Source organism: Streptomyces sp. NPDC006385, assembly GCF_040612485.1.
GTDB lineage: Bacteria > Actinomycetota > Actinomycetes > Streptomycetales > Streptomycetaceae > Streptomyces.
In genome coordinates, this window is the sequence record NZ_JBEXQG010000004.1 from 1 (window position 1) to 14334 (window position 14334).

The window sequence follows — 14334 nt, forward strand, 5'->3', positions numbered from 1 at the left end:
CCGCCGACAGCCCCCAGTTCATCGCCGTCCTGAACAAGGTGCGGGTCCGCCTGCCCGTCGGCCGTCCCCGCACCCGGCCGGCCGCCGTGGCCGGCAACAAGGCCTACTCCTCCCGCGCCAACCGCGCCCACCTGCGCAAACGCCGCATCCAGGCGGTCATCCCGGAGAAGAAGGATCAAGCCGCCAACCGCAGGAAGAAAGGCAGCCGTGGCGGCAGGCCCGTCACCCACGACGCCGATCTCTACCGCGACCGCAACACGGTCGAGCGGGCCATCAACAGGATGAAGGACTGGCGGGGCATCGCGACCCGCTACGACAAGAAGCCCGAGAGCTACCTCGCCGGACTCCATCTCCGCGCAGCGACCATCTGGATCAGCAGTTTCCTGAAACCCATCGATCACAACTGAAGACAGCCCCTAGGAGTGGGATTGGATCCTTGCCGGGTGGTGCTCGACGCTACCGTTTGGTGCTGTTTTCACCGGTCAGCGCGATGCGGCAGCATACTCGGTCCTGCTCAGGCCATCCTGTGCCAGACAGTCCGCTCACGCATTGCGCACGCATCGCGAGGGTGCAGGCGTCTGGTAGACGCGCTCCTTGCAGTACCCGGCTGGCGCCGTTTCCCCGGGCCTCACATTCCCTGGACGTTCCCTTCGAGGGTGGGCTGGCGACGTTAGCGGAAGTGCTGTCGCACGGCCCACGATATGCAGTTACCGATCGTCGGCTGGGGGTGAAAGCGCTGTGGCGGTGGAGTGTACGGCCTGCGGGAGAGGATGCTTTCTCGTCTATGCCAAATGACCATGGACGCGTCATACTGACGTGATGGGGCTTTCGTTACCTGAACCGAAGGGTCACCAGAGGGACGTCGTTTTCCTGAACGAACGCGGTCACTGCGTCGTTCTCGGTACGGCGGGCAGCGGCAAGACGACGATGGCGGTCCACCGGGCTCACTATCTGGCCACGGCACCGGGTATCGGAGGCCGCACTCTGCTGGTCACCTTCAACAAGGCGCTCGTTACTTACCTCAAGGGCATGGGCACGGCGCCCCCTAATCTACAGATCGAGACGTACCACACCTTCGCACGCGGCTACCTCGCACACCGCACTAGGGCGTCGGTGCGCATATACAAGCTCAAGGAGAAACTGGTCGAGCGGGCACTGGAGGAGGCCCGCGCGCGGCTTCCCGGCCGGGCGCTGGTCAAGCGCCCGCTCGAGTTCTTCCTGGACGAGTTGCACTGGCTGGTCGGGCACGGCGTCGATCGGCACACGTATGTGGAAGGCCGCACTCGACGAGTCGGCCGGGGCAAGCCGCTCCAGCAGTCCGATCGCGAAGTCGTCTTCGCGATCTATCGGCGCTACGAGCAGCTGCGCGCAGAGGCCGGGCACGAGTACGACTTCGACAACATGGCGTCTGCTGCTCTGGCACTCCTCAAGGACGATACGGCCGAGCGGCACTACCGGCATGTGATCGTCGACGAGGGCCAGGACTTCACACCCGAGATGATCCGCAGCCTCGCGGCAGCTATCCCTGGGGACGGTTCACTGACGTTCTTCGGGGACTACGCGCAGCAGATCTACGGAAGCAGGATGTCCTGGCGGTCCCTCGGCCTTCATGTACCCAGAGGCATCGTGGAGTTCGCCCACAACTACCGCAACAGCCGTCAGATTGCCCAACTTGCCCAGGTTATGTCCGAGATGCCGTACTTCAAGGACGAGGTCGACCTTGTCCAGCCGACCCGCCCGGCGGCCGACGGCCCGAAGCCCACCATCCTGGAAAGCCCGAGTAAGGAGCGGCAACTTGCGGAAGCCGCGCGTACGGCCCTGGCACTGGGAGCCGATCGTCAGGTCGCCATCTTGATGCGCACACGGGAGCACGAAGCCGAGCTCAAGCTTCTCCTTTCGGGCGGCCGTGTCCCCGTCGAACGACTGCACCGTGATCTCCCACGCTGGACGGACCAGCCCGGCGTGTTCTACGGAACCTACTCCGCGGCGAAGGGCTTTGAGTTCGACTCGGTGATCCTCCCGTTTTGCGACGCCGACGAACTGCCGAAACCGAGCGAGGTGGAGGCCCATGGCCCCGACGAGGCGAAGGCACGCGAAGGGCGGCAGTTGTACGTGGCGGTTACACGGGCACGTACGGAGCTCGTCATTCTGCACTCTGGCAAACTCACCGATCTGCTGCCCAACGAAATGTCGGACCTGTACGTCCGGGTGGACTCGTGAACGACATCATCGCCCGCGCCAGGGCCCGCGGTGTCACGCGACTGTGCCACTGCACCAAGTCGGCCAACTTGTCCCACATCCTCGACAGCCGCGAGATTCGGCCGGTGGCCACCCTGCGGGAGTCGGCAGACGCCTATCGGCCGGCCGATACCCAGCGCTTGGACGGGGCACCGGACCGCACCTTTCTGAGCGTCGAGTACCCGAACGCGTGGTACCAGTCCCAGGCTGCTGGCAGGGACCCGCATTTCCGAGACTGGGTTGTGTTTACCCTGGACGTCGAACTGCTCGCTACGCCGGGCACGCGGTTCTGTCCGTACAACTCGGCACGGGACGAGAGTGCCGGCGCTCTGACCGGCGTCGATGCCTTCGACGCCCTGTTCGCGCCGACCGTGACCGGCAATGCGACACGGAAGCGGGAATCCGCGCATCCGACGTGGTGGCCTACGGACGACCAGGCCGAGATACAGATACCCGGCACCATCCCGCTGTCCGCCGTACGCTCGGTCATTGTCCGGGACGAGCAGCAAGCGGACCTGGAGTACTTCAGGCTCACGCGGTTCGGCATGGCGGCCTTGCTACCGCCCCTGGTCGTCGCGCCTATGCTCTTCGACAAGTACGTCCTGAGCAAGTCCGTACGCTCGGGCATACGGCCACCGGAGACTCCGTACATCCCACGAGCGACTCTGGCAGAGTGAACACGTGAACGCTGAGCTGCACCCATGGACCGACAGGGCCCGCGGCATGCTCGTCGGGGCAGCCGTCGGGGACGCCATGGGCTGGCCCTACGAGCGGCGGGACCGCACACGCTCAGTGCCGCCCCTGAGTCAGGTCTCCGGACGGTTCTTCGCCTGGCAGCGCATGGCTGGCAGCCGCTTCCGTCCGATCGTCGAGGACATCGGGCCCGGCGAGTACAGCGACGACACCCAGATGCTGATTGCCGTGGCCCGTGCTCGTCTCACTGCCGGAGATCAGTGGCTTCCTTGGCTCCAACGAGTGGAGTGGCCCTTCCTTCTCGACTACGAACGCGGAGCCGGGGCTGGCGTGAAGCGTGCCTGCCGGGCTTGGGAGAAGCAGGGAGCTGCCTGGGGAAATCGGGCCGACGATCAGGGCAAATACTTCGCCGCTGGAGCCAATGGTGCGGCCATGCGCATCGCGCCGCACGTCATCGCCCATCACGAGGGCACCTTCGGGGACCTGGCCCACGACGTGATCCACGATGCAGCGACGACGCACGGACATCCCCGGGCACTCCTGGGTGCGCTGGTGCACGCCTACGCGCTGTGGGTCAGCTTGCGTCAGCCCGCTCCGCTTGCCTACGGCTGGCTCGTCGAAGCGGTCCTGGACGGGCTGAAGGACTGGCGGGAACCGGTGTGGCAGGGCTTGGACCGGCGCTGGCTGGACGCCGCGTCCCAGGCGTTCTCGGATGGCTACGAACGCGCGTGGGATGAGACTGTGCAGGAGGTGGAAGAACTCCTCAGCAGCGCACGAGCCTCGCTGGAGAGCGGCGCGCTCAGTGCTCCCTCCGCCTATCTGGAGACACATGGCCTGATGCGGACGAAGACTCGTGGTTCAGGGACCCTGTGCGCGGTGGCCGCCATCTACCTTGCCGCGCGGTCCGCTTCCAGCCCAGAGCGCGGCGTCGGCGTTCCGGCACGCCAAGAGGGCGCGGACACAGACACGTTGGCGTCCATGACAGCCGGTCTCCTCGGTGCGAGTCTGGGGCAGGAATGGCTCGGTTCTTACGGTCGGTCCGTTCAGGACGCGCCTCTGCTGAACGCGCTGGCTGAGAATCTGCTCCAGCCTGTTCCCGAGCCACTGGCTCCGCCCTCCCCGGACGAAGCCGGTCAGGCACGGTCGCGGTTCCTCGACGAGCTCGACGCCGCCGACATCGGAGCCAGCCTTCTGCTCCCGGACCGCCGCGAGGCACGCGTCGTGAGTCGAGGAACGCTGATGGCCGGCAACTGGTCGGCATATCGCACCCGTCTGACCACTGTGGACGGTCAGAACCTCTTCCTCATCCGAGGGGTGCGGCGCGTGGAAACGGGAGATGTCCACGATGTTCCTCGCGCGGAAGCACCGGCGGACGTCGTGAACCGATCGGCTGTACAACCCCGACTGCAGGGGGCGTACTTGCCTGTCACCGACATCGGCCGCGTGAATGAAGCCCTCACAGCTCTGGGGATGGCGACGTCCCGCCGTGGCAAGGACTGGGTCTCCTTCGAGAACCTGGTCATCAGGCAGTGGTACCGCAAGGAACGGGCCACGGACGTTCCGGGCGCCCAACTGCGCATCGCGGTCACCGACACCCTTGCGGTGTGGGAGCGGCTGCGCGGCATGGGATTCGACGGGGCGGTCCAACGGGGCGGCGATGCCTTCTGGTTGCAGATCGACCCGTATCTGATCGTCTCCGTGAACAATGCTGAGCCGCCTGCGGGGTGACGGCGTGATCGACTATCCACATCCTCGGCGAGGCCGGTGCCGGTTGGTCTGGGTGTCCTCCTACCGCCGCGACTTGTAGAGGGTGCGTGGGGTTTTCCGTTGGTGTACGGCCAGCGGGCCCCGGGGCGCCGCGAGTCGTCGGAGTGAGGTGCGGGCGGCGTCTCGTCAGACCTTCTCGACTCGCACGGAGTGACCTGTGAGGAGCTTATGCAGATCGTCGGTGTCGCTTCCCGTGCGGCCGCGGCCGTGGCCGCCAGGACAGCGTCGATGGAGTACTTGCGTCCGTGCAGGTCGGCGGTCTTCCGCACGTCCCGTGCCATGGCGATCACCTGGTCCTAATTGGCCCAGCGCATGTCACTCTGCGGCGCTTGCGCGACGGAAGATGTCACCGAAAGCGACATTCTTTATATTCTCTGTCAATTCCACAAGTAGAGTTGAGGGTAGGCCATTTCTGGCACAGTTAGCGTATGCCGTTTTCGCAAGCGCCCACAATATTGACCGGCCCAAAATTTGCTCACTGGTTTCACCCTCAATTTGCTTTACGCCCTCGGACAGTGCCGACTTGAAGTCTGACGTCATCTTGCCGTCACGCGAGAAGACGCCGATATCAGTGGCGAGTTGATGGACGACTGACGCGATAGCGGCCTGATGATGCTTCACATAGGTAGGCTCTGCCGCTTCTCCTGCCGCTTCTTCTTCCGCTTCGGCAAGGACTGAGAGCGAGTAGCCAACACTGCGATCGGCGTGATCGATGCGAGCGAACCAAGAAAGGTACTCTACAGCCGATTCGTCGAATCGACGGGATCTTTCGAACGTAATGGGGACCGTACTGGTTCCCGCTTCCAAGAGGGCTATGTGGTCGAAACTCCCGTCAGGAATCGTATGCCACCCCATATTGTTATTTACGTCCCAAAGCGTAACGATCACAAGATCGCTACTCCGAGACCATCGCAGGACCTGCTCGGCATTGATGTACAGAACAGGAAGGGCTGACTGTTCATCGGAACAATCCTTTGTCGTCCCCTTTACCTGCACCCAGATTCTCGACGCATCGACACGTTCTCTAAGGCACGTCTGCACTAAGAGATCTTCCCCGTAATCCTCTCTGATCGTGTCGACTGCATGCCCTCCGTTCACCCAGAGGGAGCGCACGGCATTTTCTGCCTTTGCTGCAGTTTGGTGCTGCTGAGGCCGCTTAGGCACTGCTTCTCCTCGATGAGTCAGGCCGCGCGGCGCCTGAGCTTGTGATCACTTCTTCGTGTCGTTGGCGTTGTTGGGGACTCCGGGTAGTTCTGGAACAAAGGACGCGTGAAGGCGCTGCCTTGGCCTCCAAGGCTGGCCGACGATCAGGTGCCAGCGACGGCACCAGGGCCTACTCCAGGCCCTGGTGCCGTCGTTCTGCCTCTTGGTCCTCCCGCCGCGCGTCAGCTTCGTACGACTCCGCAAGCCCTTTGAGCAACTTCCTGGTTCGCGGCCACGCGCGTGCACGTTCGGCCTGCTCCCGGAAGGCCCGGGCCAGCTCCGACTCCTGAACTCCGCCATCCAGTAGCCCCCGGCTGGTCACACCTCGTTTGTTGTAGATACCAATACTGAGACCTCGTTCGAGATCGCTGCTATTAATCTCTTCAAGTAGGTCTCGGACAGCTTCCGGGACATGCAATTCGTCCGGGTCGCGCGGGGCAAAAGCAAGTACCTGACCGATCTGCACGTCACCTACCCTGGCACGATCTCTTGCAGCCAATTCTGCCCGTGCCGTCATGACCCACGTGCGCAGTGCAACCGGGTCGAGGGTCCCGTCGGCCGTAAGTCCGGGACATGTACGCAAAGCGTGAAGGACTCCATAGGCGCGGCTCGCGATATTGCGTCTATTCTCCTGCTCGACGGGGTCTGTTACGTCCTCCTCGGAAGTGGTGCTGGGACGGAAGGACCACGTCACCAAATCCGCGAACGCCTCAGGGTCCTCAACCAGCGTCTTGTGGAGCGTCGGGGCCTTAGCGTCGAACCCGAGCGCAGGGAATAGTTGCCACTCCAGATTGAGGATTCGTTGGGGCCCGATGTGCTCGTGGTGCCGGGCCAGCAGCGCAAATAGATCCTGGAAGCGTGAAGTGAGTCGCCCGATCTCAGGATCGCTCAGCCTAGCTGCGATGAGGGCTTCAAGCCCGGTGACGACGATCTCAGCGGCCTCTGCGCTCTCCCCTTCTCGGTCGTATAGAAGGATCAGGTCCAGCGCCGCTGCGGGACGCCCTGCGCTTAACAGCGACTGGGCCGCATCAAGCGCTCGCGGGAAGTCGGAGCCGAGCCCGAAGTAGGAGAACTCGCGCCAATAGTGTCCTGCTACTTCCGGACTGAGTTCAGCGAGCTTGGACCACGCGGTGGCTGTATCCGGGGCAAGCCGCAGGATCACTGCCTGCACCTGCGGAACGTCCGTGAGAGAAAGAAGCCTGTCACGGAGATCATTCCCCTGGGCCCACATGCGCCGACGCAGGTACCCAGCCGCAACCTCCTTGGCTGGTGAGGCGTCCTCCTCAAGCCAGGACAGCAGCTCTTGGTCATGGTCCTCGGAGTGCTCTGCCAGAGCGATGCCCACCAGGTCCGCGAACTCCGTTGCGGAGGCCAGCTCGACGAGGGCCGCCAGCCCTCCGTTCGCGACTGTCTCCCCGACCGCTGCGGCCCGCCGGGCGAGGATTTCCGCGTCGTAGGCGGCGTAGTTGTCACGACGCCTGATGTCGCCAAGCGTGATCCAGCCGGATTGGAACAACCAGGCGTACCGCTTCACCGGATTCCGAGGCTCCAGCGCATCGCACGCGGCTTGGAGGGGGCGAAGCTCGTCTGCGGGAAGGGCCCACGCGGCGTCCGCATACTCCTGGTGCCGGGAGACCTGATCGCGCAGTGCGTGGTGGAGAACCGCACGCTGAGCGTCATCTTCCAGGTCGTCGGCCAGCTCGGTCAGCCGTTGCGCGACCTCAGCGCGGTGCTTGGGAGGGAGAACGTCGATTTTGCCGATCAGGTCGACATACAGCTCGGGCGCGGCAATGAGCTCGTCGAGGAGCAGGTCGACAACAGCGGTAATAACACTCCATCGATCACGCGGGGTGACGACGGCGTCCCCCTTCCAGCCACGGAAACGCGGACCAGGATGACTCAACTGCACCGCGTGACTGTCAGGAATGAGCTGGAGGAGCAACTTGCGGCCGACTACCGGCTGCCTCCGCGCCAGGCGTTGGATCACTCTGATGCGGTCCTCGGCGTGGGCGGTCGTGTTGGGAGCCCACGCGCTGAGAATCCCCACCAGACTGGCGAGGGGACGATTCGAGAGCCGGCCGCCCGGGTCCACGACGGCCAGCGCGGTCAGTACGTCAACTGCGTCATCGAGGTACTCCGGAGACCATGCCAGGATCTCCAAGGACCACAGAAAACTTGTATGAGGAGAGCTGGATCCCAGCCCCATGTTGTCAGGCTGGTTGTCGGTGAACATGGCGGTGTGAAGAGGTGTGGTGCCGCTGAGGCCCTCGTGCATCGCCTCTATGAACTCCTCCGGGGCGGCTTCAGCCAGCAAGGTGAGCACATCGCCCAGGGAACGCCACAGGCTGTACGTGTCATCAGCGTTGGCCTGCTTTAGCAGATCACGAACCAGCAGCCGTGCCCATCGATCCCCTGTGACGCCTCCGGGGCCCCGTAGGTCCGCGCCCAGGGTGCCCAGGAGGGAGAGCGACTGGGCGAGCCCTGCGCGAAGGGTGTCTGAGAAGCCCCGTCTCACGCCCATCACCCCGGCCCTCCACCGCTCGCCCGGGTCTAGGTTGAGGGTCGGGTCCGTTTCAGTCAGTACCTCCAAGACTGCCGTTCGGAAGAACTGGAGATCGTCGCTGGTGAGGGAGGTACCGAGCAAGGTCCAGGCATCCTCGGCAGCGAGCACGTGCCAGATCTCTTCCTGGCGGCCGAGGAAGGGGATGTCGGTCCCGGCGGCGAGCTCCCGAGCCCGTTCCTGCAAGTCTTCGTATTCAAGTCCCGAGCACTGTCCAACCACACGGCGGTCTTCCTGATTGTCCCCGTTCCAGGAATTCAGCAGGAGCAGCCGTCGGCGGACCACATCGAGCGTCGAGGCCCGTTCCGGTGTGAGTGGCTCCGGGTGGTGGGCCAGGGCCCGCCGCAGCGCGAGCAGGCTGCGGCGACCGAGCGCGCCGAGTCGGGCCGCTCGCTCGCTCGGCATGCCGTCGGAGCGCAGCAGGGACTCGATGACCTGGCTGTGGAGCCTGGGCACGTTCACGTCGCACGGGCCGCCGGGCATCGCCGCCCACACGAGCTGGTGAGGGTGCTGTTGTGGAATGTCCCGTGCGAGCGCCGGGTCTGCGAGGACCAAGATCAAAGACTGGCGGTGCGTGACTAGTTGCTCGATACCATTCTTGTCGGAAACGAACAGTATCCGCGCCCCCACCTGAGTGGCCCCCAGGATGCCTTCCTGTTCTAGGGCAGCGGCAACGAAGGCGCAGACTTCGTCGGGGCGTAGATCACCGCCTAGCGTGATCACCGACTGCCCGGTGGCGAGTATGGCACTGAAGTCGGCGGCTGCCTTCTCTCTTCCTGCCAGCACCACCGCCCGGTCCAGTGGGAAGTGCGTCGATCGGAGCCAACTGTCTGTCCACCACGATTCCAGAGACCGCACGCCCGGCTGTGCCTTCCCCAGTCGGGCAGCAAGCCATGCCGTAGTGGCGGGCGCCTGTTCCAGCCAGAGGTCGATCATGTCGAGGTTGTACCCGCGCACCTCCCGCCACCGACCGTCCTCGGTGTGGCGCGCAGACCAGGTTCGGGCATCTCTCCACGTGTCAAGGACGACTTCCACGTAGGCGACGTCTTGGGTCGCGAGTCCGTTCGGTCCTTTGACCCTCTTCTCGTAGTCTCCCTCGGCCTTGCTGTTGCCGCCGCCAACAGACAACTCCCACACCGAAGTTCCCTCAGGCACGAACGCCGACGGTCCCGACGCTGTGACGATGCCGTCGAAACCTCCGACCGCGGTGCCGGAGCCTCCTGGCATGTCCAAGGATTCCAACCCGCTTGCGGTCTCGGCTATCAAGCGCCTGACGAGCAGCGGGAGCACGGTATCGAAGCCCGCGTCACCGCGTGCCCTGCGGAGATCGTCACGATCAATTGGCGGCCATGCAGTCATGCCTCGACGGTACTGCCACCCACTGACACTCATTTCGGATTCAACTCCGTCGACGCCCTCACCGCCCGCGTCGTGCTCACCCGAAGCCCGGGGTTTGAAATGATTCGGCGGCCTGGAGGCCGGAATCTGAGGTTTGACGCGTGCGGACAGGGTGGGACCACCATGAGCGCCTCGACTCACCTGTAGAGACCGGTCGACACTGGCTGTCGTCGCGGGCCGTCCCCTTCGAGCGGTTGCGCCGTTCGAAGACAGCGGGGCGCCGCAGGCGTCGATCAGCTGATGGCGCGGATCATTACGGTGAGGATCGGCGAGGCTGGTGACGGCTGACTCAGCCCGATGTCTGCGTACCCCCACGCCTTGTAGAGCGCGTGTACCTTTCCGTCCCCGGCGGCCGGGTTGACCATGAGCCTGACGAACGGCTCGTCGCGGGTGGCGAGGAGCGCGTCATGGATGCGCCGTGCAGTGCCGGTCTTCCGCCAGGTCGGCCGGACGCCGATCTCCTTCAGGGCCACAGCCGGCCGCTCGGTGTACTTCTCCGCCGGCGCCGGGCTGGTGCGCTGCCAGTACCGGTCGCCGTGCTCGATGGTGTTGCCATAGGCGTAGCCGACCGGATGGTCGTCCGCGTACGCGAGGACGGCCGTGAACCCCGGCTCGGTGCCGTGTCGGTCCAGGCGCTCGCCGAACGCGGTGACCGCGTAGTTCGGCAGGTGGAGGAGCGGGGCGCGCACATCGGCGTACACATCGAGGAGGTCGCCGCGGACGGTGTCGAGGGTGGTGAAGGTGCGCAGTTCGATGGCGGGCGCCGTGGTCATGCGGCCATCCTCCAGGCGGCGGTGTGGTCGGTCCAGGTCTGCACGCTGGAGCTGCCCGGCGCGGTGGCGCGCAGCGCAGCCGACGGGGCGAGGCGTGCGGGCAGAAGTGGACCGACACCAACCTCGATGCCGGACTCATCACCGTCGCCAAGCAACTCGTCGTCGATGGCTGGGAGGTGTACGAGGACGACCCCAAGACCGACGCCGGCGCACGGACGATCGCGCTGGACTCCGACACGGTCCAGGCCCTCAGGCGGCACCGCGCCCAGCAGGACAAGGACCGCGAGGAGTGGGGGAGCGCCTGGGTGGAGACCGGACGCGTCTTCACCAAGGAGAACGGCGAGATACTCCATCCCGCCAACGTCACACGGCGGTTCATCGAGCTGTACGAGGAGATCGGCCTCCCACCGATCCGGCTCCACGACCTCCGCCACGGCGCCGCAACGCTGGCACACGCGGCCGGGGCCGACCTGAAGGACATCCAGGAGATGCTCGGCCACTCCTCGATCACCATCACGGCCGACACGTACACGAGCCTGCTTCCCGAGGCGGATCTGGCGATCGCCGAGGCCGCAGCCCGGCTCGTACCTCGCGCCCGCCCCGACTTCAAAGAGGCCGCCCCCGAAGGGGAGCCCGAGCCCGGCAAGTCGGAGGGGTCCAGCCCGGAGCCTGTGCCGGATGGCGCTGAGCGATCCGGAGAAAGACTGGGGCACGGCGTCCCGGCTCACGCACCGCTCACGCAAACGGCTCCGGACGAGGAGTCTGGGGCCGAGTGAAATGCCTTTCCGGAGCAATGCATTGGTAATTTCAGCCCTGGCGTCAGTTGAACATACGGATGCCTTCAAGATTGGAGAAGGGGGCGACCTCTCGGAGTAGTCATTCGTCGACTAAGCGTGTTCCTCTGACTCCCGGGCGCCGGACTCGTCCAGGTCGTCATACCGGTCGGCCCAATTGGCCAGGGTGCGGTCGATACGGTCGAGCCTCTGGCGAAGGGACGAGACCTGGGCTGAATCCCATCCGTCCCGCTCCACGAGGCTGGCCCCGCCCGCGTGGATGGGGACCCTCGTCATGCTGGCAACGGCCTTTTTGAGGGCCTCGACAGTCGTGGTCACGTCGGCCCAGCGCAGACTTGCAGCCTTGAACCCGCTCGCGACTTCTGCCAGTGCCTCGCCGTTGTATGTGTGGCGCACTAGCGAGTCAGTCAACTCGCGGGCTTCGCCTCCGACTGTGAGCACCAGCATCCCGGCTTCGTCGACCTCGTACAGCTTTTGGCCAAGTCGGCCTGCTCGCACGATTTCGTATGCCTGGAATACGCCCCGACGGCGCGAGAGCATGGCGCGTACCACGACAGGCAGAGTGCGATCGTCCTCGTCACCGGATCCGCCGAAAACTTCGCGCTGCAAAGCCATAGGTTCCGCAATCGCCATGTAGTAAGCGGCTTTGACCGCGAGTTCTGTCTGGGCGATGCCTAGACGCCCGCTGTCGCCGAGGCCATGCTCCACCTCCTCTAGGGCTTCATCACGCAGGTCCTCAAGCGATCGTGGGTCCTCTGCGGTCCCTTCCAGGGGCGAGTCGGAAGGAAGTGCCTCGATCTCGGGCATTCGGTAGGCGCGTTGCAGCACCGCGCGGCGCGGTCGAACGAACTGGAGCGCATCACTCTTCTCGGTGCGAACCGGGCGAAGAATTAGCTCAACTGCAATATCCACACGATCTTCTCGCTTTGGCCGCTGCTTCGCTGTCAACGAGCGAATCCCGTCGTTGACGCGACGGGCTGTGCCGATTCCCCCGCCCAGAACAGCTCGGACGATCTCTGCAGCCCGGACATCGCGGTGTCGGCTGAACCCCTCGGCCAAGGCGTCATGCTCAGTGATCACCCCAGCGAACCACTGCTTTTCTGATGCAGAGATACGGGCAGGCCGCGTGGTTGTGGGTTGTGCTAGGACGTCGAGAACAGCGTCTGCCTTGGCCTCGTTCTCCACGGCAGGGCCGTACGGCTTGGGCGGCCGGATATGCGTCAAGCCAATGAAGTTGCGTACCGCCGTATGGAAGAGTTGGTTTGCTCGAGCATCAGAGCGGAACCCGACGACAACACGCGCGGGGATGGTGAGGGCGCGCGCCTTTGCCTGCTCCTCCTCGCTAAGGTTCTCCCAGCCCTGCTTCCGGACTAGCCGGATCCAACGGTTGACTTCCTGACGAAATTTGCGGTCGTCTCCACCCCACTCGTATGCAACTTTCGACGGGGAATATCCGAGTAGATCGTGCACCGCACTGATGCGGCTGGAGCCGTCGGCGGCAATCAAGAGCGAGGCAGCTGGATGACCATTGTGGTGATTCACAGTCAGTGGCACAACAGTAAGCGGTTGGAGTACTCCCTCCACCGCAATGTCCTCGCTGAGGGGGTTCTCCTTCGTCAAACGGCCCTTGGCATCTTCCAGCCGCTGCGCGAGTGCGCTCGGATCCTCCACATGGATCTCCAGCTCCGCGCCTTTGCTCGGTGCCGACCTTGGCTCGGGCAATGTTGTACCGGTTCCGCCCAGTGCGTAAGTCCGGCGCCCGTACTCCCGCGGGTTAGCCGGATGCGGCACCACTGATGCGGACCACAACCTGGTCTCGACAATCAACAAAGTGGCACCCTGTACACGCAGTTCGACCGACTCGGTCAGTTTCCGGCGCATTTCGTCGGGACGTACTGCAGCGCGTGAGAGAACCCGGACAATTCCATCGGTAAAACCTTGCCCGAACAGCGAGGAGGCAAGGTTGTCGACGGCAGCGCCTCGGGGAAGCGTCCACTGCGTTGGCTGCCAACCTTCGCCCGTGTCGAAGGGATGGCCGACGGACTCATCGGTCACTGCTTGCTCCCGTAATCCGATCCACAAGGAGGAGTGCTCTGCGCGCCTGCTTTCGATCCTCACGACCTGCTGGCGTGTCTACCGGAGTCAGTGAAAGCCGCGCGGCGCGCTCGCTGAGTGCCGCACGAACCTGGTACCACCCTTCAGGAGACAGGGTGACCATATACAACCGCTCGCCATGCAGATTGACGATGCCGCAGTGCAGTTCTTGCTCTGCGATCCCGGCCCAGTGCGATGCCAGGCGGCCGAGCGTGATCTCGGATCCTTGATCACTTGGGGGTTCGGGTGAGGGGGTGGCGCGGCACTCGTCGGCTGCCCGCTGGAGAACAGCTGCGACGAGGCCAACCTCGCCCTGGTCCAAGGGGATGGAGAAAGTGATGATGTCGGACACGGAACAGCTCTCCGTGAAGGTCGGCCGATTCAGGCACCGGCATGTCGGCGTCGTGCTGCCAAGTCGCGGGTGCGCCCGGCAGAGCGAGAGCGCGGACATGTCGACCGCCGACCTCCACCCGTGTCGGCCCGCGGAACAGTTGCCACCGGGGCCTCTGGTGCCGTCCGAGCCACGCACCATCCGGCCCGAGGGGGGAGGTGGACATGAACCTCATACCCGAGGGAGCACAGTAAGACGGTTCCGCTGCTCGACCCGGTCAAGCACAAGCCGAGGAAGCTGATCCGTCATAGCGCGAAGTCATCGAACAAGTCGCTCGGTGCCAAGGGTAGCGAGGCGGCTACATTGTGTGCAACGAGTTGATGCTGTAACTAATGTGACTCTCTATCAGTCGGACTGCCGCCGAGAGCATGGGCAACTGCGGGACCCGCCGATGGCGGCGAAGGGCTGGCGTTCGTGATGTGA

The 14334-nt window shown here is 64.5% G+C and carries 10 protein-coding genes; 5 read left to right on the forward strand and 5 right to left on the reverse strand.

What is annotated here, in order from left to right; genetic code table 11:
- From ABZ078_RS03860 to ABZ078_RS03875, 4 genes are all read left to right on the forward strand, one after another.
- Positions 1–407 (forward strand): transposase (locus ABZ078_RS03860; RefSeq protein ID WP_356571321.1); only part of this gene is annotated, 407 nt, incomplete at its 5' end.
- Between the two features lie 412 nt (positions 408–819).
- A complete protein-coding gene (locus tag ABZ078_RS03865) occupies positions 820–2220 on the forward strand; it encodes a UvrD-helicase domain-containing protein (protein WP_356571323.1) in 1401 nt (466 codons plus the stop codon).
- Positions 2217–2915, forward strand: a complete 699-nt coding sequence (locus ABZ078_RS03870; RefSeq protein ID WP_356571325.1) for a DarT ssDNA thymidine ADP-ribosyltransferase family protein — start codon at positions 2217–2219, stop codon at positions 2913–2915. The genes ABZ078_RS03865 and ABZ078_RS03870 overlap by 4 nt, the downstream gene beginning before the upstream one ends.
- Positions 2916–2919: 4 nt before the next feature.
- The gene (locus tag ABZ078_RS03875; RefSeq protein WP_356571327.1) at positions 2920–4659 is read left to right on the forward strand and encodes an ADP-ribosylglycohydrolase family protein; all 1740 of its coding nucleotides are present in this window, start codon (positions 2920–2922) and stop codon (positions 4657–4659) included.
- Between the two features lie 354 nt (positions 4660–5013).
- Here ABZ078_RS03875 and ABZ078_RS03880 read toward each other — a convergent pair whose 3' ends face one another.
- The 3 genes from ABZ078_RS03880 to ABZ078_RS03890 all read right to left on the reverse strand — a co-directional run bounded on the left by ABZ078_RS03880 (position 5014) and on the right by ABZ078_RS03890 (position 10632).
- A complete protein-coding gene (locus tag ABZ078_RS03880) occupies positions 5014–5862 on the reverse strand; it encodes a DUF4365 domain-containing protein (RefSeq protein ID WP_356571329.1) in 849 nt (282 codons plus the stop codon).
- Between the two features lie 169 nt (positions 5863–6031).
- Complete coding sequence (locus tag ABZ078_RS03885; protein WP_356571331.1) at positions 6032–9820, reverse strand: hypothetical protein; 3789 nt, start codon at positions 9818–9820, stop codon at positions 6032–6034.
- A gap of 272 nt (positions 9821–10092) precedes the next feature.
- Entirely contained in the window at positions 10093–10632 is a 540-nt protein-coding gene (locus ABZ078_RS03890) for a GNAT family N-acetyltransferase (RefSeq protein WP_356571333.1), read from the reverse strand.
- Between the two features lie 137 nt (positions 10633–10769).
- Between ABZ078_RS03890 and ABZ078_RS03895 the strand changes: the two genes are divergently transcribed.
- On the forward strand, positions 10770–11408 hold the full coding sequence (locus ABZ078_RS03895; protein ID WP_356571684.1) for a tyrosine-type recombinase/integrase: 639 nt from the start codon (positions 10770–10772) through the stop codon (positions 11406–11408).
- 111 nt (positions 11409–11519) lie between these two features.
- Here ABZ078_RS03895 and ABZ078_RS03900 read toward each other — a convergent pair whose 3' ends face one another.
- Positions 11520–13481 (reverse strand): hypothetical protein, encoded by a 1962-nt coding sequence (locus tag ABZ078_RS03900; RefSeq protein WP_356571335.1) that lies wholly within the window; start codon positions 13479–13481, stop codon positions 11520–11522.
- Entirely contained in the window at positions 13471–13872 is a 402-nt protein-coding gene (locus tag ABZ078_RS03905; RefSeq protein ID WP_356571337.1) for a hypothetical protein, read from the reverse strand. Before ABZ078_RS03905 ends, ABZ078_RS03900 begins: the two co-directional genes overlap by 11 nt.
- Positions 13873–14334 lie beyond the last annotated feature (462 nt).